Consider the following 22815-nt stretch of genomic DNA (forward strand, 5'->3'; position numbering starts at 1 on the left):
CCAGGTTACAGGAAAGCCCGCTGATCTGCGAAATCGTGCTGTTCGCCCGTCCTACACTTCCCCCATGTTCTCCGAGACGCGCTACGCGTTGAACGGGGACTTGCGCGTCGCCTATCGAGCCTCGGCGCCGGGCGATCGCGACATAGTGTTCGTACCGAACTGGTTCACCTGCTGTGAGGTCATTCCCGAGCTCCCGTCCATGCAAGGCTGGATCGAGGCGATGACTTCACTCGGACGGCTCATCTTCTTCGACCAGCTGGGAACCGGAGCGTCCGACCCCGTCGCGTCTGGTGCACGTGCACTGCCGACGTTGGAGCAATGGGCTGACAGCATCACCGCAGTATTGGACGACCTCGGCAGTTCGGAGGCGGTGCTCGTTGCGGCCGACGGCGCGTTCGCGCCAGCGGCGCTGTTCGCCGCAACACACCCCTTCCGGACAACCGCCCTCGTCTTACTCGAGAGCTATGCGATCCCACTTTCCGAACGCGTTGGGCTAAATCCCGGGGAAGTCCTCGCTGCCATGACGGCGATGTGGGGAACCGGCGAGTTCCACCATGTACTCAATCCGGACATGCCGTGGAACGACGAGATCCGCAAGACCTGGGCGCGAGAGGAACGCCTGGCCGCGAGTCCTTGGACAGTGGCCCTGATGCTCCCTCTTGTGGCCGAAATGGATGTGCGGCCGGTACTTTCGACCGTTCGGGTACCAACTATCGTCCTGCAGCACAGCGATGACCCGATGATCACGCCCGACATGGGAAAGGGCGTGGCAGACCATATATCGGGCGCAGTGTACGTCGAGCTGCCTGGCCGCAACATGTATCACTTCGTCGAGCCGTGGCGGAATTCGTTCCGGGAGATCGCCGGGTTCCTCACCGGGCACCAACCCGACGTCCCCGACGACCGCGTGCTGGCCACGTGCTGTTCACCGACATCGTCGACTCGACGCGGCGCGCCGCCGAGATCGGCGACCGCGACTGGCGCGCGCTACTAGACGCTCACGACGCCGTCGTCCGTGCCCAACTGGCCCGCTTCCGCGGCCGTGAGGTCAATACCTCCGGCGACGGATTCCTTGCAACGTTCGACGGCCCCCAGCGAGCGATCCGCTGCGCCATGGCAATTCGCGAATCCGTCAAGGCGCTTGGCCTCGAAGTGCGCGTCGGCCTGCACACCGGCGAATGCGAGATCCGCGGCGACGATATCGGCGGCATCGCCGTGCACATCGGCGCCCGGGTCAGCGCGCTCGCCGGTGCCAACGAGGTACTCGTGTCGAGCACGTTGCGCGACCTGGTCATCGGATCCGGCCTGACGTTCGAGGATCGCGGCGCCAGCGAACTGAGGGGCGTGCCCGGGGAATGGCGGCTGTTCGCGGTCACGTCCTGACGCCCCGTTTTGTGGATCTGGCGACGCCAAAGGGCCGTTGAGCGTCGCCGGATTCACACTCGAGCGAGCGGCGTGTCGGATTCGCGCTCTGTGCGCAGTCTCGACGCGTCCGGTCGCAGCCAGTCCGGCAGCCACCGCGGCGGTGCGTCCGGCGCCCGGTCGAACACGCCGCCCGCCGGGTCGTCGACCGCGCCGCGGGCGCGCACCAGGTCCAGCTCGGGGCGGTAGATCTGGCGAATCACCAACGCGCACAGCGCGACGACGGCGATGTCGCGCAGCAGCACGGTGATGGTGAACGGTTGCTCCGGCAACCCCTTGTTCGCATCACCGTAGAGGTACAGCATCCGCGGCACCCACACCAGCGCGTCGATCGTCATCCACGCCAACAGGATTCGTCGGTGCGGCAACGCGAGCACCGCCAGCGGCACCAGCCACAGCGAGAACTGCGGGCTCCACACCTTGTTCGTCAGCAGGAACGCCGCCACCACCAGGAATGCCAACTGCGCGACCCGCGGCCGACGGCGAGCGGTCAGCGCGATGTAACCGATTGCGATGCAACAGGACACGAACAGGATCGCCGAGACGGTGTTGGTCACCGTCGGTGGCTGCCAGTACCCCAGGTCGGGATCGAAACCCCGCCACCCGGTGAACGACTTGACGACGTTGTAGATCGAATCCATGTCGTCGCCGCGACGGGTGTTGAGCCGGAAGAACTCCGACCAACCCCGCGGGAACAGCAGCATGATCGGCAGGTTCACCACCAGCCACGCCACGACCGCGGCGATCGCCGTCTTGCCAATCTCCCGCAACTTGCCGGTGCGCAACGCCAGCACCGCCAGCGGCGCCAGCAGCAGCAACGGATACAGCTTGGCCGACACGCCGAGCCCGATCAGCACTCCGGCCAACACCGGTCTGCGTCGCGCCCAGGCCAGCAGCGCACCCGTCGCGAAAGCCGTTGCCAGCGCGTCGAAATTCGTGAAGATCTGAAAGATCACCAGAGGCGACGCCGCCACCAACGCCGCGTCCCAGACCCGCCGCGGCCCCGCCAGCAGCGACGTCGCCCACACCGTCGCCAACCACGCCAGCGCCAATCCCAGTGCCGCGATGTTGAAGAACATCACCACCTCGGCGATCACCGGAACGGAGACGAGTTTCGTCAACGCGGTGTACGTCTTGGCCAACGACATCGCCACGTACTGGTAGATGCCGGTCAGCACCGGATACTCCATGTAGCGCACCGCGATGTTGCCGTCGTACTGGATATGCGGTTGGCCGGTGGCGTCCTTCTCCACCCAGCTCGACTTGTACGGGAACTTGCCGAGGTTGAGCAGTTCGGCGGTGTACAGCGGGACGGTGTCGGAATAGCAGAGCTGAAAGTACGCGCGCTGATTGCTCCAATCGGCCACCCGCTGATCGGCGGTTCCGGTGCCCGTGGTCTGGAGGCACGCGGCCTTCGTCGAGTAGCCGAGCGCGAGGAACACCAGCGCGATGATCAGCATGACCCGCAGCGGCGTCAGGAACCGCTGCCTACCGATCAGCGCGTGCCTGCCGACGGGACCGCCGATGACGTCGGACAACGCGGCGCCGATGGTGTCCGTGCGGCTCGGCAGGTCGCGCTGGTCGAAACTCCGGCGGTCTTCAGCCAGCGGAGCCGGCGATGCCGTCGATGGCTCGCTTGTCTCTTCGCCCCCCACGTCGGTCACGGAGGCGGTAGCGGCGCACCGGGCGCCGGGGGTGCTCCGACAGGTGCGGGCGGTGCTCCGACCGGCGCCGGTCCTGGCGCGGGTCCCGGCGCGATGCCACCAGGCGGCGGCGGTGCGACGGGAACGGTGGTCGGCGGGCCCCACGGGATCGTGATGCCCGGCGCCACCTCGACGGTCGGCTGAATGACGGTCTCCGACGGCTGGGTGGGCGGCGGGGCCTCCGTCGACGACGGTGGCGGCGGCGCCTGCGGCACACCCGCGTACCCGCCGATCTCCTCGGGCTTGGGGAACGACTCGTTGTCGGTGTCGTCCAGCGCGCCGTCCATGGTCGCCTTCCAGATGTCGGACGGCAGACCCGAACCGTAAACCGGCGAACCCCACTTGTTTTCGAGCGGTTTGGTGCCCTCGGTGGTGCCGACCCACACCGCGGTCGACAGCGACGGCGTGTAACCGACCATCCAGGCGTCGCGGTTGGCGTCGGTGTCGCCGAGCTGGTTGGTGCCCGTCTTCGCCGCCGACGGCCGGCCGCCGGCCAGCGCATGGCCGTTGGAGTACGCGGCGATCGGCTGCATCGCCGAGGTCACGTTGTCGGCGACCTTCTTCTCGATCCGCTGCTCACCCGAGTTGTCCTGCTGCGACGCGTCGAACAGCACCTCGCCCTCGGAGTTGACGACCTTCTGCACGAAGTGCGGCTTGTGGTAGACACCCGAGGCCGCCAGCGTGGCATACGCCGACGCCATGTCGATCACCCGAGTCTGGTACTGGCCCAGAACGACACCGTTGTTCGGCGGCCCACCCTGGCCGTCCTCGGACAGCGTGTGGTCGACGCCGGGGAAGCTCTCGGCGATACCGGCCTGGTGTGCGGCCTCGGCGACGTCCTGCGGGCCGTTCTTCAGCTTGAGCATCAGGCGGTAGTAGCTGGTGTTCAGCGAACGCTTGAGCGCCTCGGCGATGTTGCACGTGCCGCAGCCGGCACCCTCGACGTTGGTGATCTTGATGCCGTCGACCTCCAGCGGCGAACTGTCGACCTGGGTGCCCAGGCCCATCCCCTGCTGCAGGGCGGCGACCAACGCGAACACTTTGAACGACGACCCTGTCGGCAGACCGGCCTGGGCGAAGTCGAATCCGTTGGCGTCGCTGCCGCCGTAGTAGGCCTTCACCCCGCCGGTGCGCGGGTCGATCGACACGATCGCGGTGCGCATGTCGGGGTCTTGGCCCTCGAGGTATTCCTGCGCGGCCTCCTCGGCGGCCTTCTGCGCCTTCGGGTCGATGGTCGTGGTGATCTGCAGGCCCTCGGTGTTCAGCGTCTGCTCGGTGATGTCGAACAGCTCGAGCAGTTCCTTCTGCACCTGCCGTTCGATGAGCCCGTTCGGTCCGGTCGTCTGGTTCTGCGAGCGCGCCAGGTCGGGCGGGACGGTCGCCGGGAACACCTGCGCCGCCCGCTCCTGCGGGGACAGCGCGCCGATCTCGACCATGCCGTCGAGCACCCAGTTCCACCGCGCGGTTGCGCCTTCGAGGTTGACCGCCGGGTCCAGCCCGGACGGCCGCTGGATCAGGGCGGCCAGCAAGGCACCCTCGGCAACGGTGAGGTCTTCGACCGGCTTGTTGAAGTAGGCCTTCGACGCCGCGGCGACGCCGTAGGACCCGCGACCGAAATAGATGATGTTCAGATACGACTGCATCACTTGGTCTTTGGACCATTCGCCGGACATCTTCGTCGAGATGACCAGCTCCTTGGCTTTTCGGATCAGGCCGCCGACGCCTGAGCGCTCCGAGCCGACGAGCGCGTTCTTGACGTACTGCTGGGTGATCGTCGAACCGCCCTGGAGGTCGCCGCCGAACAGATTGTTCTTGATGGCGCGGGCGAAACCGGTGAACGAGAAGCCCGGGTTCGAGTAAAAGTCGCGATCTTCTGCGGCCATCACCGCGTTGCGCACCTGCACCGGGATCTGGTCGATGTTGACGTCGACGCGGTTGCCCTCGGGCGGAACGATTTTCGCCAGCTCGCTGCCGTCGCTTGCCAGGATCGTCGACACCTGGTTGGTGCGGATGTCTCCGGGTTTGGGGACGTCGACGATCATGTACGCCATCGCGAACGTGATGATCGGCAGCACGATGAAGACCGCGGCCGCGATGAGGCCGCCGCGTCGTACCCACTTCCAGTTGATCTGGTCGGGCAGCCCGCGCCGCGGTCCCGACGGACCGCTCGGCGATCCGCCGCCGCCGGGTCGCCGGGGCGGCGGCGGGGGGGGCGACGGCGGTTTGCGTGCCGGCGTGCCGTCCAACGCCGCCTTGACCACGTCGACGGGGTCGCGCAGATGTGGCGGTCGCGCCTCGCGCACCGGCGGCAGGATCGAGGTGTGCCGATCGTCGGGCGGAAGCGGGCGGGTCCGCGAATCGGGCTGCGGGCGGCGCTGCGGCGCGTCGGGAGCCGGGCGGTGCGCGTCCCCGCCCTCGGCGTGCTTGGGTTTCGGCGCGCTCACGCCATCAGCCCCGTGTCCGGATCGGACATCGTTGACTGACCGGTCGTGGCGCCCTTCGCTATTCACTGGCCGTGCGCGCACGAGAGCGCGCGGTCCGAGTGCCAGGTGATCCCTTGGGGGGTGGGACCGCGCCGAGCACGTATGACTTGACCAGATGATTCCAGCTGCAGGTGCGGCATACCTCCACCACGTGTACTGAGAACTCGTCGTATCGGGACGCCAGCAGAACCAACTCCTCGGCCGTTCGCGCGGAACCCGATACCGGGCCAAGATGGTCACCGAATACCCACGACACCAAGGTGAGCTGTTCCTTGCGGCAGATCGGACACGTCACCGAACTGGGTTTGCCATGGAATTTGGCGGCGCGCAGCAGGTACGGATTGGCGTCGCAGACCTCCGAGACACCGGTGCGTCCCGAATAGACCTCGGCCAGCAGGGACCGCCGCCGAAGTGCGTAGTCCACCACCTGTCGCTGCAATCGCACGAAGACCAGAGTACGTCGGCGATGCGACTACCGGAGCGCGACGGCACGGTCACGCCCCTCTCTAAGGTGTTTGATCTGGACCGACGGCAGTGGCGATCGGCCCTACGCAAACCTCAGGAGACTCCGATGCTGGACGGGCGCGACTTCGCCCTCGACGGAGGGCCCGCCGGTGAAGGCTCGAGCCGATTCACCCGCGAGCTTCCCGAACAATGGTGCTTCGATGGCCGGGCCTTCGGCGGGTACACCTCTGCGCTCGCGCTCGCGGCGATGTTCGCGCACAGCGGCCGGCCGGCGGCGGCGTCGCTGTCGGTGACATTCGTCGACGCCGGTGCACCCGGGCCGCTCGAGCTCGAGGTCCGCAGCATCCGCGGCGGCCGCACCGCCGCGGCCGTCGAGGCAACCATCCGCCAGCGCGAACGCACGATCCTCAGTGCGAGCAGCTGGTTCGCGGACGGCTGGTTGGGACCGCCGTCGGTCGATGCACCCGTCCCGTTCGAGCGTTACACGAACCCACTGCCGACGCCCGACGAGGCGCCCGCGCTGGACTGGATCGGCGAGGAGTACCCGTCGCTGCGGTTCGCCCACCGCCGTGGCGTGGACTATCCGGCCGGCCTCACCCGTTTCGCCGACCGCCGCCCGGAGGTCGCGTTGTGGGTGAGCGCCGACGACGGCGACACCGCCGCGGAGCCACTGCCCCACCCGCAGATCGCCGACGTCCTGCACGCCGACGCCCACCTCTTCGACGCACCGGGCAAGGTCAGCGGATTCGTCGACGCATGGCTGCTGAGCCTCGACCTCAGCCTGGTCTGGCAGCCCGGCGCGCACCTGGTGCCGTCCACTTCGTGGCGGCTGCTCGAGGCCCGCGGCTCGGTCGCCAGCGGAGGCGTATCGGCGTACGGCTCGCTGCGCGGCCGTGATGGATCGCTGCTGGCCGTGATGACTTCGCAGGGTCTCATCCGCTGAGTGCTCGCTGATCATTACTTCTACGATCATCGACGTGGCGACACGGCAAACATCGGGGACGCGGGCGAAGGACAGCGACCGCAACGACACCTGCCAGATCCTCGACAGCGCGCTGAACGAAGGCCAGCTGTCGATGACCGAGCACGGTGAACGGGTCAAGGCGGCGACCACCGCCACCACGCTCGGGGAGTTGCAGGCGCTGGTGGCCGACCTCCAGACCAACAACGCCCCGGTCCAGTTGCCCACGCTGAAGAAGCCGCGATCGCTGCCGATGGCGGGCAACGGCTGGGGGCTGCGCCTCGCGGTGGCCGGAGTCCTGGTGGTGTTCGGCATCGCGATCGGCTGGGGCCTGTACGGCAACACCCCGTCGCCGCTGAACTTCACCTCCGATCCGGGCGCCAAATCCGACGGCATCACGCCCGTGGTGCTCACGCCGCCCAAGCAGTTGCACTCACTCGGCGGGCTGACAGGCCTCATCGAGCAGATGAAGCAGCGGTTCGGCGACACCAACGGCTACCGCCTCACCGTTTATCCGGACTACGCGTCGCTGACCCGGCCCGATCCCACCGAGGAGCGCCGCGAGCTGAACTACACCTACCGCGGCGGCTGGGACGATCCCTCGTCGAGCTCCAAGACCAGCGACGCCGTCGAGGTCGACCTGAGCAAGTTCGACGCCAAGGCCGTTGTGGGCGTGCTTCGCGGGGCGCCCGAGACGTTGGGCATCAAACCCGACGATGTCACCAGCACCTACCTGACCATCGATCCGAGCACCGACCCGACGACGCCCGGGGCCGTGGCGGTCGACATCTACGTCTCCAGCGACTACGGCAGCGGCTACATCGAGCTGGCGGGCGACGGCCGGGTCAAGCAGATCCACTACCCCGGCTGACGCCCGGGCGTTCGCCCGACGGTCACCCGAAGTTCGCGCCGAATATATCGGCGCGATACTATGGTGCGAGGTGTCGGACCGCCGTAACGGACGATCTGCGATTTTTGGAGGGGGTGCCCACGGTGCTGGAACTGGCCATCCTGGGACTCCTGCTGGAATCGCCGATGCACGGCTACGAACTTCGCAAGCGATTGACGGGGTTGCTCGGCGCCTTCCGCGCATTTTCGTACGGATCGCTGTATCCGGCCTTACGGCGCATGCAGAACGACGGACTGATCGTCGAGGACGCGGCGCCCGACGGCACCCCGAAGATGCGTCGGGCCAGGCGCGTCTACCAGCTCACCGAGAAGGGCAAGCAGCGCTTCTCCGAGCTGGTGGCCGACACGGGCCCACAGAACTTCTCCGACGACGGATTCGGTGTCCATCTCGCCTTCTTCAACCGCACCCCGGCCGAGGCCCGGATGCGGATCTTGGAGGGGCGTCGTCGTCAGGTGGAGGAACGCCGCGAGGGTCTGCGTGAAGCCGTCGCGCGGGCTAGCAGCTCGATCGACCGCTACACCCGGCAGCTCCATCAGCTCGGGTTGGAGTCGAGCGAGCGCGAAGTGAAATGGCTCAACGAGTTGATAGCGGCGGAGCGTCTGAGCCAAGGGCGCTCAGACAACACAGTGCAGCCCTAGGCAGAACCGAACCAAGTACGACAGGGATTACGAAGGGAAGAGTCGTCATGTCATCCAACGGAGAGGTGCGGGTCGCGATTGTCGGCGTGGGCAACTGCGCATCGTCGCTCGTACAGGGCGTGCAGTACTACCACGATGCCGACGAGACGGCGACCGTGCCCGGCCTGATGCATGTGCGCCTCGGCCCGTACCACGTGCGCGACGTCAAGTTCGTCGCCGCCTTCGACGTCGACGCCAAGAAGGTCGGCTTCGACCTGTCCGAGGCGATCTTCGCGTCGGAGAACAACACCATCAAGATCGCCGATGTGCCGCCGCTGAACGTCACCGTGCAGCGCGGCCCGACGCTCGACGGGATCGGCAAGTACTACGCCGACACCATCGAGGTCTCCGACTCCGATCCGGTCGACGTCGTCAAGGCCCTCAAGGAGGCCGAGGTCGACGTCCTGGTGTCCTACCTCCCGGTGGGCTCGGAGGAGGCCGACAAGTTCTACGCCCAGTGCGCGATCGACGCCGGGGTGGCGTTCGTCAACGCGCTGCCGGTGTTCATCGCATCCGATCCGGAGTGGGCGAAGAAGTTCACCGACGCCGGGGTTCCGATCGTCGGCGACGACATCAAGAGCCAGATCGGCGCGACGATCACGCACCGCGTGATGGCCAAGCTGTTCGAGGACCGCGGCGTGCAACTCGATCGCACCATGCAGCTCAACGTCGGCGGCAACATGGACTTCCTCAACATGCTCGAGCGTGAGCGGCTGGAGTCGAAGAAGATCTCCAAGACCCAGGCCGTGACGAGCAACCTGCAGCGCGAGTTCAAGACCAAGGACGTCCACATCGGCCCGTCCGATCACGTCGGCTGGCTCGACGACCGCAAGTGGGCCTACGTCCGGCTCGAGGGCCGTGCGTTCGGCGACGTGCCGTTGAACCTGGAGTACAAGCTCGAGGTGTGGGATTCGCCGAACTCGGCCGGCGTCATCATCGACGCCGTGCGCGCGGCGAAGATCGCCAAGGACCGCGGCATCGGCGGCCCGGTCGAGGCGGCCTCGGCGTATCTGATGAAGAGCCCGCCCAAGCAGCTTCCGGACGACATCGCCCGGGCGCAGCTCGAGACCTTCATCGAGGGCTAACTCTCTTACCGCGAATTGTGGAGTCCCGCCGCTGGGGCTCCACAATTCGCGTTTTGTAGGGTTTTTCCCGTGAGCGAGATATCCGCGGACGACGAACTGGCAGCGCTCGACGAGTTCATCTTCCTCGAGGAGAACGCGCGGCAGGCCGGTGTCGAGACGGTGCCGCGCGCCCAACGCATCGACTCCGGATCCATCAGCGCGCTCAAGTTCGGCGAGGCGTCGCCGCGGGTGGTGTTCCTGCACGGCGGCGGTCAGAACGCACACACCTGGGACACCGTGATCGTCGGCCTCGGTGAGCCGGCGCTCGCCGTCGATCTGCCCGGACACGGCCGTTCGGCCTGGCGGGAGGACGGCGACTACGGGCCGAAGAGCAACGCCGTCGCGATCGAACCCGTCGTGCGTTCACTGGCTCCGCAGGCCGATCTCGTCGTCGGAATGTCGTTGGGCGGGCTGACCGCGTTGCGCCTGGCCGTGGAGTCGCCGGATCTGGTGCGACGGCTGGTGCTCGTCGACGTGACGCCGTCGGCGCCCGAGCGGCACACCGAGATGACCGACGCCCAGAAGGGCACGGTCGCCCTGGTGCAGGGTGACCGCATCTTCCCCTCGTTCGACGCGATGCTGCAGAAGACGGTCGCCGCGGCGCCGCACCGCGATCGGGAGTCGTTGCGGCGCGGGGTGTTCCACAATGCCCGCCGGCTCGAGGACGGCACGTGGACCTGGCGCTATGACGAGATGCGCAAGGGTGAGGGGTTCGAGGGGCTGTGGGACGACGTCCCCCGTTTGGAGGTGACGACGACGTTGGTGCGCGGCGCCAACTCGTTCTTCGTCAACGACGACGACGCGGCCGAGTTCGCCCGTCGCGCACCGGGATTCAAGGATGTGCAGGTCGTCGAGGACTCCGGACACTCGGTGCAGAGCGATCAGCCGCGCAAGTTGATCGAGATCCTGCGGTCGGTGCTCGCCGAGTAGGCGAATCCGCCCGACGTTTTGGCGAACGGGAATATCCCGGCGTGATCTGGGTTACAGATACGTCGTGAGCTACCCAATCCGCATCGGCGTGCAGCTGCAGCCGCAACATTCCCCGAAGTACAGCCATATCCGCGACGCGGTCCGGCGGTGTGAGGACCTCGGCGTCGACGTCGCCTTCAACTGGGACCACTTCTTTCCCCTCTACGGCGACCCCGACGGCGCCCACTACGAATGCTGGACCATGCTCGGCGCCTGGGCCGAGCAGACGTCGCGCATTGAGATCGGCGCGCTGGTGACCTGCAACTCGTACCGCAATCCGGAACTGCTGGCCGACATGGCGCGCACCGTCGACCACATCAGCGACGGCCGCCTGATCCTGGGCATCGGTTCGGGTTGGAAGCAGAAGGATTACGACGAGTACGGTTACGAGTTCGGCACCGCCGGTAGCCGGCTCGATGACCTGGCCGCGGCCATGCCCCGCATCACGTCGCGGTTTGCCAAGCTCAACCCGCAACCCACCCGCGACATCCCCGTCCTGATCGGCGGCGGCGGTGAGAAGAAGACCCTGCGCCTGGTCGCGGAGTACGGCGACATCTGGCACAGCTTTTCCGACAGCAGCGAATATCCGCGCAAGGCCGAGGTTTTGGCCGGACACTGCGCCGACGTGGGTCGCGACCCGCAGGCCATCGAACGCTCGGCCGGCGTGTCGGGCAAGACGGCCGAGGAACTGATCGGCGAGGCCGAGGCGCTGGCCTCACTCGGGGTCACCATGCTGACCGTCGGTGTCAACGGACCCGACTACGACCTGTCCGAGGCCGAGGCGTTGGTGCGGTGGCGCGACCGCCGCCGAAATGAAGGCGGCTGAAGCGGCGTAACCCCTCCCGGTGGGGCGTGGTTAGTGAGAGACTGTCGCCGCCATGCCCAAGAAGTATGGGGTCAAGGAAAAAGACCTTGTGGTCGCGCACGTCGTGAACCTGGTCCTGACCGGCAAACTGCGGTCGGGCGATCGGATCGACCGTAACGAGATCGCGCAGGAACTCGGGTTGTCGCGCGTGCCGATTCAAGAGGCCGTCGTGCAGATGGAACACGACGGCATCTTGTCCACCCGGTACCACCGCGGCGCCTTCGTCGAACGCTTCGACGAAGCGTTCGTGCGCGAACACCACGAACTGCACGGCTTCCTGACCGGCATGGCGTCCGCGCGCGCCGCCGCCGATCCGGAGCACCGCGCCGTGGGCCGACTGGGCGCGTTGACCGACACCTTGCGCAGCACCCGTGACTCACGCGCCTTCTATGACGCGGCCTGGCAGTACCGCACCGTGATCACCGACGAGTACGCGGGCCCGCGGTTGACGGCGCTGATCCGGTCGGTGCAGGCGTTCACACCTCGGGCGTTCTGGGTTCAGTACCTCAGCGACCACGACGAGATGCTGCCGTACTACGAGGACGAGACCGCCGCGATCGGCCGCGGTGACGAGGAGGCCGCACGCACCGCGTGTGTGGCCCGCAGCGAGACGATGGGCCGCATCATGGTCAACGAGCTGGTGCGCCGGGGAGTGCTGCGCGGCGCGGGCGCCTCATCGGTGGTGTTCTGATCGAGCCCAAGTCGGCGTGACCGCGCCGTTGCCGGTTACGTTGCACAGATGACCCCGTTCGTGCGGCTCTGCAGAACTTCCGCCGTCGCGCTCGCGGCGGTGCTGATGACCGGCGTCGGCCTGGCCGGGCCCGCGCAGGCCAACGTCGACCAGTGCGCACCACCCGGTGTCGAGAGCGCCAGCGCGCTGCCGACCAACCTTGCCGCGGCGGCGACCGGCCCCGAACAAGACCGCTACACCACCCCCGGCGTCGAACCTCTGTCTGCGATCAACGTCGACGCACTGGGGTTGATCCAGCCCGGCACCCTGACCGTCGGCACCCTGTCGGATGCGCCGCCGAGCATCTGCATCAACTCCGCCGGGCAGTTCACCGGATTCGACAACGAGGTGCTACGCGCCGTCGCCGAGAAACTGGGCCTGCGGATCAACTTCGTCGGCACCGAATTCTCCGGCCTGCTGGCCCAGGTCGCGGCGCGACGCTTCGACGTGGGGTCTTCGTCGATCACCACCACCGAGCCTCGTCGCCGCACGGTCGGTTTCACCAACGGCTATGACTTCGGCTACTTTTCGCTCGTCGTGCCCACCGGATCTCCGATCACCGGCTTCGACAAGCTGGGCCCGGGACAGCGCATCGGCGTGGTGCAGGGCACCGTGCAGGAGTCCTACGTCATCGACACCTTGGGTCTGCAGCCGGTCAAGTACCCCGATTACAACACCGTCTACGCGAGCCTGAAAACGCGACAGATCGACGCGTGGGTGGCACCGTCGCAACAGGCGTCGGGCACCGTGCAGCCCGGCGATCCGGCCGAGATCATCGAAAACACGTTCAGCTTGGACAATTTCGTCGCATGGGCGGTGGCCAAGCAGAACCGGCCGCTGATCGACGCGTTGAACTCCGGGCTGGACGCGGTGATCGCCGACGGCACCTGGGCGCGGCTGTACTCGGAGTGGGTACCCCGCGCGCTGCCGCCGGGATGGAAGCCGGGCTCGAAGGCCGCTCCCCCGCCGCAGCTGCCGGACTTCAACGCGATCGCCGCCGAGAACCAACAGGCACCGTCCGGACCCCCAGCACCGAAATCGGCGCTGTCGCAACTGAAGGATGCGTTCCTCAACTGGGACCTGTACCGCCAGGCCATTCCGGATCTGCTCAAGACCGGCCTGCCGAACACCCTGATCCTGACCGTCAGCGCCGCCGTCATCGGACTGGTGCTGGGAATGCTGCTGGCGGTCGCGGGGATCTCCCGGCACCGCTGGCTGCGCTGGCCCGCGCGTGTGTACACCGACATCTTCCGCGGCCTCCCCGAGGTGGTCATCATCCTGTTGATCGGCCTTGGGGTGGGCCCGGTCGTGGGTGGGCTGACCGGAAACAACCCCTACCCGCTGGGCATTGCGGCGCTCGGGTTGATGGCCGCGGCGTACGTCGGTGAGATCTTCCGGTCCGGCATCCAGAGCGTCGAACCGGGTCAGCTCGAAGCCTCACGCGCACTGGGCTTCTCGTACACCTCGTCGATGCGGCTAGTGGTGGTGCCGCAGGGTGTGCGGCGGGTGCTGCCGGCGCTGATGAACCAGTTCATCTCGCTGCTGAAGGCCTCGTCGCTGGTGTACTTCCTGGGTCTGGTGGCCAACCAGCGTGAGCTGTTCCAGGTGGGCCGCGACCTCAACGCCCAGACCGGCAACCTGTCACCGCTGGTGGCCGCGGGCTTGTTCTACCTGCTGTTGACGGTGCCGCTGACGCATCTGGTCAACTACATCGACAACCGGTTGCGCCGCGGGCGAAAGCCCTCCGAGGAGGACCCGCTTCCCGTGGCCGCGTCCCAGGAGATGATCTGATGAGCGCGACGAGTTTCGATCCGGTGTCGCTGAGCGCCAACGATATTCATCTCGCGTTCGGCCCGAACCCCGTGTTGCAGGGAGTGGACATCGACGTGCCCGCGGGCACCACGACGGCGGTGATCGGGCCGTCGGGGTCGGGGAAGTCCACGCTGTTGCGCACGCTGAACCGGCTCTACGAACCCGATCGCGGCGACATCCTGCTCGACGGTCGTTCGGTGCTCGGCGACAATCCCGACCAATTGCGCCAGCGCATCGGGATGGTCTTCCAGAGTTTCAACCTGTTCCCGCACCGCAGCGTGCTGGACAACGTGACGCTCGCGCCACGCAAGCTCAAGCGGCTCAGCGCCGACGAGGCCCGCGAGCTGGGGCTGGCGCAACTGGACCGCGTCGGCCTGCGCAACAAGGCCGACGTGCGGCCGACGACGCTGTCCGGGGGTCAGCAGCAGCGGGTGGCGATCGCGCGAGCGTTGGCGATGGCACCGCAGGTGATGTTCTTCGATGAGGCGACGTCGGCGCTGGACCCCGAGTTGGTCAAGGGCATCCTCGCTCTGATCGCCGACCTCGGGGCCGACGGGATGACGATGGTCGTGGTCACCCACGAGATGGGCTTCGCCCGGTCGACGTCGGACGCGGTGGTGTTCATGGACTACGGCAAGGTGGTCGAGGCCGGTCCGCCGGAGAAGGTCTTCGAGGCGGCCGAGACCGAACGCCTGCAGCGCTTCCTGTCGCAGGTGCTCTGATCCGGCGGTTTTCAACTAACGCGTCCGTCACGCATCCTGGCACCGCATGACAGGTTAGACTGCCGAAATTATGGCGGAAGTCGTCGAACCGCAGGTCGCGGAGCTGTCAGGAGAGCTGCAGCGGGTTCTCTCGCGGGTTTTCTCCGTCCTGCGGCGCAGCGACACCAGCCGCAATGACGCCGGTGACCTCACGCTGGCCCAGCTGTCGATCCTGCTGACCCTGCTCGAGCGGGGCCCGATGCGGATGACGGATCTGGCCGCCCACGAACGCGTGCGCACGCCCACGACGACCGTCGCGATCCGTCGGCTGGAGAAGCTGGGCCTGGTCAAACGCTCCCGCGACCCCTCTGACCTGCGTGCGGTGCTCGTCGATATCACTCCGGAGGGGCGCGCCCAACATCAGGAGGCGCTCGAGGTGCGGCGCGCGCATCTGGCCAGCCTGTTGGCCAAGTTGAGCCCGGAAGATCTCGAGACGCTGACCAGGGCCATCGACCCGCTCGAGCGGTTGGCCGAGTAGCGGCTTCACCCCAGCCAGTCCAGAACCGCGGCAGCGGTCCACGACTGCTGCATGCTGCCCAGCGGCTCGCCGGTGAACGGTTCGTAGTACTCGGCGAAGGTGCCGTCGCTGACCTGGCGCAGACCTTCCTGGCGCAGCAGCCGGGCGCGTTCGGCCCAGCCGCGGCGCGCGAAGCACCAAGAGAACAGCCACGTCATCACCGGCCAGACCGGTCCGCGCCAGTACTCGCGCGGCCGGAAGTCCCGCGACACCGGTGACGTCGACGGGATGCTGGCGTACTTCAGGTCCGGGTGCGCGCAGAACCGCGGGCCCTCGAGGAGTTTTACCAGGGCGCGTTCCCTGTCGTGCGGCAGCCCGCCGCACAGCAGCGGGGCGAACTGCGCGACCGTCTCGGTGGCCACCCACTTGCCGGTCCTGAGATCGAAATCTCTTGCGGCGCCTGATCTCCCGTCGGTGGCGTCGATGACTCCCTCGCGGAACCGCTTACCCCATGCGTAGAGGTCGCGGACGTCGGCACGCGGTCGGCCGTAGTCTTCGCCGATCTCGGCCAGCACGTCGCAGGCCACCGCGAGGATCGCCGATACGAATACGTCCTCGACCGCGAAACTCATGACCTTGGGCAGCAATTCGTCGTCGTATCGCGCCGACTTCATTTCCTCGAGCAACCACAGGTAACGGTCGTACTCGAGGTCGGAGGGGCGTTGGGTGGCGTCAGTGACGATCGTGTTGTCCTCGCGCTGGTATTCGGGGACATTGCCCGGAACCACGTTGGCGTAGGCGCTGTCCCAACGCGGCGAGTTGTCCATGCCGGACTCCCAGCCGTGATACAGCGTGACCCGGCCGCGCTCCTTGGGGTCGCGGGCCTCGGCCAGCCAGCGGTGCCAGCGGACCAGGTCGGACCAGCGCCGGTCGAGGAACGCCTCGGCGACCGCGCGGGCGGACCGGCCGCGGGTGCGGGCGTGATCGAGGATGCGCTGCACGGCGATCGCGTGCACCGGCGGCTGGGTGATGCCGGAGGTGTGCCGGTTGCGCGGTGCGTGCGCGGCGAGCGCGGACGTCGCCCAGCGCGCCGGGCCGGGGAAGTAGCCGTCGACGCCGTTGGCGAACACGATGTGCGGGATCATCCCGTTGGTCCACTGCGCCGAGAGCAGCGTGTCGAGTTCGACGACAGAGCGCTCGACGCTCAGCGGGGCCAACCCGATCGCCACGAACGCCGCGTCCCAGCTCCACATGTGCGGGTACAGCAGCGGAGCGGCGGTGGTCATGGTGCCCAGGTCATTGCCCCGCAGCAGGTATGCGGCGCGGGCCGCGAGCTGGGTCGGGGCGAAGCTGTGGTCGATGGGCATCGAGTCCATGATGCGACGGTTCGCCGCGATACGCAGGTCGGTAGGGTTTCGACATGCCGACCGCGATGATCACGGGCGCCTCGCGAGGGCTCGGTACGGCGATTGCGCGTGCGCTCGCCGACAGTCACACGTTGTTCCTGGCGGGGCGACCGTCGGCCGCGCTCGACGAGGTGGCCGCGGAGTTCGGCGCGACGACGTGGCCGATCGACCTGTCCGATGTCTCGGGCATCGAGGCCGCGGTCGAGCCGATCGTCGAGCTGGATGTGCTGATACACAACGCGGGTATGGCGTTCCCGGGGCGGGTCGCCGAGTCGACCGTCGACGAATGGCGCACCACCATGGAGGTCAATGTCATTGGGGCGGTGGCGCTTACGCTCGCGCTGCTGCCTGCGTTGCGGGCTGCGCGCGGACACGTGCTGTTCGTCAACTCGGGGTCGGGTATCAACGCCTCGCCCGGGCTGGCGTCGTATTCGGCAAGCAAGTTCGCGCTGCGGTCGTTCGCCGACTCGCTGCGCAACGACGAAGCGTCGCTGCGGGTGACGTCGGTGCATCCGGGGCGGATCGCCACCGAGATGCAGGAGGGGCTGGTCGCCTACGAAGGCGGCGAGTACGACCCGTCGCGGTTCCTGAGCCCGGAAAGCGTGGCGAAGGTCATCGCCGACGCGGTGCACACACCGCAGGACGCTCACGTGCACGAGGTCGTCGTCCGCCCCCGCAAGTAGCGATTTCGGTGCACTACCGATCGCTCAGCGACTCGTAGCGCACCGAAGTGCCTCGCAGATCGTGGTGCTTACTCGCTCGGGATAGACGGTCAGGTCCAGCCAGGTGAAGCGCAGCACCTGCCAGCCGAGCAGCGCTATCGCATTCTGCCGCTTTCGGTCGATCTGGAAGGCGTCGGCGTCTGAGTGAAAGGCCCAGCCGTCGGTCTCCAGCGCGATCTTGGCGCCCGGGAAAGCCACGTCGACCTTATAGCCGCCGAGGGGAAAGTTCGCCTTCCATCCAGTAATCCCCGCCTCCCGCAATAGTTTGATGAGCAGCCGTTCGGCGGCGGAGCGCGCGTCATCGGCGGCTGCTTGCAACAGGATTCGCGCGGCAGGTGATCCGTAGCGACCCTTGTTCCGAAGTTGAGTACGCCACAGAGCGCGCAGGTCAACGTGTCGCTGCAGAGCACTGTCCATCAGCTTGGCCCCGTCCCGGCGCTGCGTCGCCGCTTCGAGCACCGTCAACGGCTTCGCAGTGGCGCGCAGGCGACGCACTTCGACGACATCTCTCGGGTCGAGGTTGCGCCGCCGTAGCCGAGTACCGCTGTGGCAGCGTCCGGTGGCGGTCCGCCCCACTGTGACGTCGACGATGTCCGGCGCGAAGTGCGTCAGCCCGTGCCACCACGCCGCGGTAAGGCCACTGGCGACCGCAATCTCGCCGTAGCCCCAGACTCCCGCGCGCACCCGCGCAGCATCGGTGAACTCGCGGTCGTCCACGAAGTACACACCTTTCGCGCACCGCCTCCATTGGCCGGCCCGCACCCGGCGCTGTACCGACTGATCGCTGAGACCCGCCTGTCTAGCCTGAGCGGACGTCACGACACCGTCCTGGACGCGCAAATACTCCGGAAGCACGCATGGTTGGACGCACGCGAGACTCGTACCGGTTCCCCGCCGAGCGATTTGGGTGCGCAATCGATCGCTCAGCGACGGGTAGCGCACCGAAATCACAAGTCACACGACGATGTTGACCAGGCGGCCCGCCACCACGATCACCTTCTTCGGTGTTGCGCCGTTGATGAACGCCTGCACCTTCTCGTCGGCCAACGCGGCCGCTTCGAGCGTGTCCGCGTCCGCGTCCGCTGCGACCGTCACCCGTCCGCGCACCTTCCCGTTCACCTGCACGGGGTATTCGACGGTGTCCTCGACGAGGTACTGCGGGTCGGCCACCGGGAACGGACCGTGCGCCAGCGTCTGGTCGTGGCCCAGTCGTCGCCACAGTTCCTCCGCCAGATGCGGGGCGAGCGGCGCGACCATCAACACCAGCGGCTCCAACGCCGCACGGGCCGTCACGCCCTGCTTGGTCAGATGATTCGTGTACTCGATGAGTTTGGCCGCCGCGGTGTTGTTGCGCAGGTTCGTGTAGTCGTCGGACACGCCGGCGATGGTGCGGTGCAACAACTTCAGCGTCTGGTCATCGATGGCTTCGTGTTCGACGACGCGGATGTCGCCGGTCTCCTCGTCGACCACCAGGCGCCACACCCGCTGCAGGAACCGGTGTGCGCCGACGACATCCTTGGTGGCCCACGGCCGCGACGCCTCCAGCGGGCCCATCGACATCTCGTACACCCGCAGGGTGTCGGCGCCGTAGTTGTCGCAGATCTCGTCGGGCGACACCGAGTTCTTCAGGCTCTTGCCGATCTTTCCGAACTCCTGGAACACCTCGATCTCACCGTCGGGACCCGGAGCCGACCCGTCGGCGACATTGGACGGGCGCCAGTAGAACTTGCCTTCCCGCTCAACGACTTCCGCCGCGGGGACGTACGCACCGCGCGAGTCGGTGTACGCGAACGCCTGGATGTAGCCCTGGTTCACCAGCCTGCGGTACGGCTCGCGGGAACTGACGTGCCCGAGGTCGTGGAGCACCTTGTGCCAGAACCGGCAGTACAGCAGGTGCAACACCGCGTGCTCGACACCGCCGACGTACAGGTCGACACCGCCGGGATCCTGCGCGCCGTGTTCGTCCGGACGCGGCCCCATCCAGTAGGCCTCGTTCTCCTTGGCGCACATCTCGTCCGGATTGTGCGGGTCGGTGTAGCGCAGCTCGTACCATGAGCTCGCGGCCCACTGCGGCATGACGTTGGTGTCGCGGGTGTAGGACTTGAGCCCGTCGCCGAGGTCCAGCTCCACGTTCACCCACGACGTGGCCTTGCCCAGCGGCGGTGACGGTTCGCTGTCGGCGTCGTCGGGGTCGAACAGCACCGGCGAGTAGTCGGGAACGTCGGGCAGCTCGACCGGCAGTGCCGACTCCGGCAGCGGATGCGCGCGGCCGTCGGCGTCGTAGACGATGGGGAACGGTTCGCCCCAATACCGTTGCCGCGCGAAAAGCCAGTCGCGCAGCTTGTATTCGACGCGCGGCTGGGCACGGCCCTCTTCCGCCAGGCGAGTCGTGATCGCCTCCTTGGCCGACGCGATGCTCAGCCCGTTGAGGTAGTCGGAGTTCACGATCTCGCCGTCGCCGGTGTATGCAGCTTCCGAGATATCGCCTCCGGAAACGACTTCCACAATGGGTAGGCCGAACTCGTTGGCGAACTCCCAGTCGCGCTGATCGTGTCCGGGCACGGCCATGATGGCCCCGGTGCCGTATCCCAGCAGCACATAGTCGGCGATGAACACCGGGACACGTTGTCCGTTCGCCGGATTCGTCGCGTACGCGCCGACGAACACGCCGGTCTTGGTTTTGCTCTCCTGACGCTCCAGGTCAGACTTTGCCGCGATCGCCGAACGGTAGGCGGCCACGGCCTCGGCCGGCGTCGCCGCGCCGTAGGTCCAGCGCTCGTCGACATCGGCGGGCCACACATCGGCAATCAGGCTGTCGACGAGTTCGTGCTCGGGCGCCAGCACCATGTATGTCGCGCCGAACAGCGTGTCCGGCCGGGTGGTGAACACCTCGATGTCGCCGGCGTCGGTATTGAACAGGACTGCCGCGCCGGTCGAGCGTCCGATCCAGTTGCGCTGCATGGTCTTGACCTTCTCCGGCCAGTCCAGCAGTTCGAGATCGTCGAGCAGGCGGTCGGAGTATTCGGTGATGCGCATCATCCACTGCCGCAACCGTTTCCGGAACACCGGGAAGTTGCCGCGTTCGCTGCGGCCATCGGAGGTCACCTCCTCGTTGGCCAGCACCGTCCCCAACCCCGGACACCAGTTCACCAGCGAGTCGGCCCGGTAGACCAACCGGTAGGAGTCGATGACGTCGGCCCGCTCGGACTTCGAGAGCTCCGACCAGGCCCGGCCGTCGTCGAGTGCGCGGGCCCCGGATTCGAGCTGCTCGATCAACTCCGCGATTGGCCTGGCCTTCTGCGCGTCCCGATCGAACCACGCGTTGTAGATCTGCAGGAAGATCCACTGCGTCCACTTGTAGTAGTCGACGTCGGTGGTGGCGAAGCTGCGTCGAGGGTCGTGCCCGAAGCCCAGCCGCCCCAGCTGACGCTTGAAGTTGACGATGTTGGCCTCGGTCCGGATACGCGGATGCGTCCCGGTCTGGATGGCGTACTGCTCCGCGGGCAGCCCGAACGCGTCAAACCCCAAGGCGTGCAACACGTTGCGACCGGTCATGCGGAAATACCTGGCGTAGACGTCGGTCGCGATGTAACCCAGCGGGTGCCCGACGTGCAAGCCCTCGCCCGAGGGATACGGGAACATGTCCTGGACGAACATCTTGTCGGCGGGCACCGGGGAACCGTCGGTCGGCGCCAGCGACCCCACGGGGTTCGGCACGTTGAAGGTCCCCGCGTCGGCCCACCGCTGCTGCCAGGTGCGCTCGATCTGCCCGGCCAGCTCCGCGGTGTAGCGGTGCTGCGGGGTGTCTGTGGTCGGCGCTTCTGTCACGTGAACAGGGTATAAGCACGCCTATCCGCGGTTCTTCGGCCACGGGTCGGTCTCGGTTCCATTGCGGGGAAGTCAGAACACGGTTGCAGGTCGATTCCGACGGTGGTGGCCGTGGTTCGCCGGTCGATACAGTCAGCGCCTGACCCTCCCCGTGTTGTTCGGAAGGACCGACGCAGATGATCGAGATCGCCCCTCGCTGGCGGATTCTGGCCGCAGGTGTGGCCGCCGCCACCGCCGGCGTCCTCGGCTTCGCGGGCACGACCGCATCGGCCGAACCTCTCGCTCCGCAACCGCCGCAACCCGCGCCCGCCACGGTCACGCAGACCGTCACCGTCGCTCCGAACGCACAGCGCCTCACCCAGCAGGGTGTGAGTTCGGCCACCGCTCCGGCCGGTATTGCGGCGCCGGCGCAGGCGGGGGTCGCAGCGCCCGCACCCGCCGGCACCGTGGCGGGGGCGCCCGCAGCCGCATCGCCTGGTCTGGTCGCCCAACCCGTCCCCGCGCCGCCGGTCGCGACGATCGTGCCCGCCACCTCGGGCACCCTCACCGAGTTCTTCGCCGACAAGGGCGTGCAGCTCGAGCCGCAGAACAGCCGCGACTTCAAGGCCCTCAACATCGTGCTGCCGATGCCGCGCGGCTGGGCGCACGTCCCCGACCCGAACGTGCCCGACGCGTTCGCCGTCATCGCGGACCGGGTCGGCGGTAACGGGCTGTACACCTCCAACGCCCAGGTCGTGGTGTACAAGCTCGTCGGGGACTTCGACCCCAAAGAGGCGATCAGCCACGGCTTCATCGACAGCCAGAAGCTGCCCGCCTGGCGCAGTACCGACGCATCGTTCGCCGACTTCGGTGGTATGCCGTCGGCGCTGATCGAGGGCACCTACCGCGAGAACAACATGACGCTGAACACCTCGCGGCGCCACGTCATCGCCACCGCAGGGCCGGACAAATACCTGGTGTCGCTGGCCGTCACCACCAGCATCGACCAGGTGGTCCCCGCCGCCGAGGCCACCGACGCGATAGTCAACGGTTTCCGGGTCACCGTGCCCGGGGCGCCCCGATCACGCACACCGCCAGTGCGACGACGGCGGTGCCGGGGTCGGCGACCAGCGCCACCGCACCGCCTGCCGCGAGCATCGCGGCCGCCGCCAGTTGGGTGGGCGCCACCGACCGCAACACGGTCCGCACGGGATCGCCCGAATGCGGGCGGCGCAGCAGCCAGGCGCCGATCGCGGCGGTGGCGCCGGCTGCGCACAGACAGAGAACCGCGGCGATGAGCATGGGGCTCAGGATAACGAGACCCGTGCCGCGGCCAGAGTTTGGGACGTCCCCCGGGCGCCAGGCTTCGCCCGGGGGACGGGCCTAACCCGGCAGGCCCGGCTGGGTTCCCAGCGCGGTCGCGCTCGGGAACTGCGGGGCGGCCGGAGCCGTCACTGCGGACGGCGGGTTGGACACCGGCGATGCCGCGCCGGGGGCGGCCGGGGGAGTGGCACCGGGGGGCCCAGTGCGGTCCCTCCCGC

General features: G+C 67.6%; 18 protein-coding genes and 1 pseudogene. 13 read left to right on the forward strand and 6 right to left on the reverse strand.

Annotated elements, in window-relative coordinates; translation table 11 throughout:
* Positions 1-64: 64 nt before the first annotated feature.
* Positions 65-1383, forward strand: a pseudogene (locus tag A5650_RS15800) (adenylate/guanylate cyclase domain-containing protein).
* A gap of 53 nt (positions 1384-1436) precedes the next feature.
* On the opposite strand, the gene A5650_RS15805 reads toward A5650_RS15800, so the two are convergent.
* The 3 genes from A5650_RS15805 to A5650_RS15815 are packed head-to-tail and all read right to left on the reverse strand — an operon-like array spanning position 1437 to position 6053.
* Positions 1437-3077, reverse strand: coding sequence for a glycosyltransferase family 87 protein (locus tag A5650_RS15805; protein WP_067293266.1), 1641 nt, complete (start codon positions 3075-3077; stop codon positions 1437-1439).
* Positions 3078-3082: 5 nt separating this feature from the next.
* Positions 3083-5569: a transglycosylase domain-containing protein gene (locus A5650_RS15810; protein ID WP_156744149.1), complete on the reverse strand. Its 2487-nt coding sequence runs from the start codon at positions 5567-5569 to the stop codon at positions 3083-3085.
* A 58-nt stretch (positions 5570-5627) separates the two neighbouring features.
* A complete protein-coding gene (locus tag A5650_RS15815) occupies positions 5628-6053 on the reverse strand; it encodes a DUF5318 domain-containing protein (RefSeq protein WP_064421324.1) in 426 nt (141 codons plus the stop codon).
* 126 nt (positions 6054-6179) lie between these two features.
* Between A5650_RS15815 and A5650_RS15820 the strand changes: the two genes are divergently transcribed.
* The 10 genes from A5650_RS15820 (at position 6180) to A5650_RS15865 (ending at position 15360) form a co-directional block, all read left to right on the forward strand.
* On the forward strand, positions 6180-7016 hold the full coding sequence (locus A5650_RS15820) for a thioesterase family protein (RefSeq protein ID WP_067293154.1): 837 nt from the start codon (positions 6180-6182) through the stop codon (positions 7014-7016).
* A 34-nt stretch (positions 7017-7050) separates the two neighbouring features.
* A complete protein-coding gene (locus tag A5650_RS15825; RefSeq protein WP_067293158.1) occupies positions 7051-7905 on the forward strand; it encodes a DUF1707 SHOCT-like domain-containing protein in 855 nt (284 codons plus the stop codon).
* A gap of 122 nt (positions 7906-8027) precedes the next feature.
* A complete protein-coding gene (locus A5650_RS15830) occupies positions 8028-8582 on the forward strand; it encodes a PadR family transcriptional regulator (RefSeq protein WP_064346166.1) in 555 nt (184 codons plus the stop codon).
* Positions 8583-8629: 47 nt separating this feature from the next.
* The gene (locus tag A5650_RS15835) at positions 8630-9706 is read left to right on the forward strand and encodes an inositol-3-phosphate synthase (RefSeq protein WP_067293161.1); all 1077 of its coding nucleotides are present in this window, start codon (positions 8630-8632) and stop codon (positions 9704-9706) included.
* Positions 9707-9775: 69 nt separating this feature from the next.
* Positions 9776-10675, forward strand: a complete 900-nt coding sequence (locus tag A5650_RS15840) for an Rv0045c family esterase (RefSeq protein ID WP_067293164.1) — start codon at positions 9776-9778, stop codon at positions 10673-10675.
* Positions 10676-10739: 64 nt separating this feature from the next.
* Positions 10740-11540, forward strand: coding sequence for an LLM class F420-dependent oxidoreductase (locus A5650_RS15845; RefSeq protein WP_067293168.1), 801 nt, complete (start codon positions 10740-10742; stop codon positions 11538-11540).
* A gap of 52 nt (positions 11541-11592) precedes the next feature.
* Complete coding sequence (locus A5650_RS15850) at positions 11593-12270, forward strand: GntR family transcriptional regulator (protein ID WP_067293171.1); 678 nt, start codon at positions 11593-11595, stop codon at positions 12268-12270.
* 105 nt (positions 12271-12375) lie between these two features.
* Positions 12376-14100, forward strand: a complete 1725-nt coding sequence (locus A5650_RS15855; protein ID WP_502687077.1) for an ABC transporter substrate-binding protein/permease — start codon at positions 12376-12378, stop codon at positions 14098-14100.
* Positions 14100-14843 (forward strand): amino acid ABC transporter ATP-binding protein, encoded by a 744-nt coding sequence (locus A5650_RS15860; protein WP_067293174.1) that lies wholly within the window; start codon positions 14100-14102, stop codon positions 14841-14843. Before A5650_RS15855 ends, A5650_RS15860 begins: the two co-directional genes overlap by 1 nt.
* Positions 14844-14913: 70 nt before the next feature.
* Positions 14914-15360: a MarR family winged helix-turn-helix transcriptional regulator gene (locus A5650_RS15865; protein WP_067293177.1), complete on the forward strand. Its 447-nt coding sequence runs from the start codon at positions 14914-14916 to the stop codon at positions 15358-15360.
* A 5-nt stretch (positions 15361-15365) separates the two neighbouring features.
* On the opposite strand, the gene ggh is transcribed toward A5650_RS15865, so the two are convergent.
* Positions 15366-16706, reverse strand: coding sequence for a glucosylglycerate hydrolase (gene ggh / locus A5650_RS15870; protein WP_067293277.1), 1341 nt, complete (start codon positions 16704-16706; stop codon positions 15366-15368).
* Positions 16707-16759: 53 nt separating this feature from the next.
* Here ggh and A5650_RS15875 point away from each other — a divergent pair, with 53 nt between their 5' ends.
* A complete protein-coding gene (locus tag A5650_RS15875) occupies positions 16760-17428 on the forward strand; it encodes an SDR family oxidoreductase (protein ID WP_067293180.1) in 669 nt (222 codons plus the stop codon).
* A gap of 24 nt (positions 17429-17452) precedes the next feature.
* On the opposite strand, the gene A5650_RS15880 is transcribed toward A5650_RS15875, so the two are convergent.
* Both A5650_RS15880 and leuS read right to left on the reverse strand, forming a co-directional pair.
* Positions 17453-18322 carry a type IV toxin-antitoxin system AbiEi family antitoxin domain-containing protein gene (locus A5650_RS15880; RefSeq protein ID WP_067293182.1) on the reverse strand — a complete coding sequence of 290 codons (870 nt, stop codon included), beginning with the start codon at positions 18320-18322 and terminating at the stop codon, positions 17453-17455.
* Positions 18323-18421: 99 nt separating this feature from the next.
* Complete coding sequence (gene leuS, locus A5650_RS15885) at positions 18422-21295, reverse strand: leucine--tRNA ligase (protein ID WP_067293185.1); 2874 nt, start codon at positions 21293-21295, stop codon at positions 18422-18424.
* 176 nt (positions 21296-21471) lie between these two features.
* Between leuS and A5650_RS15890 the strand changes: the two genes are divergently transcribed.
* Positions 21472-22572 carry an LpqN/LpqT family lipoprotein gene (locus A5650_RS15890; protein ID WP_082950782.1) on the forward strand — a complete coding sequence of 367 codons (1101 nt, stop codon included), beginning with the start codon at positions 21472-21474 and terminating at the stop codon, positions 22570-22572.
* Positions 22573-22815: the final 243 nt, after the last annotated feature.

Source organism: Mycobacterium sp. 1164985.4, from assembly GCF_001668575.1.
Classification (GTDB): Bacteria; Actinomycetota; Actinomycetes; order Mycobacteriales; family Mycobacteriaceae; genus Mycobacterium.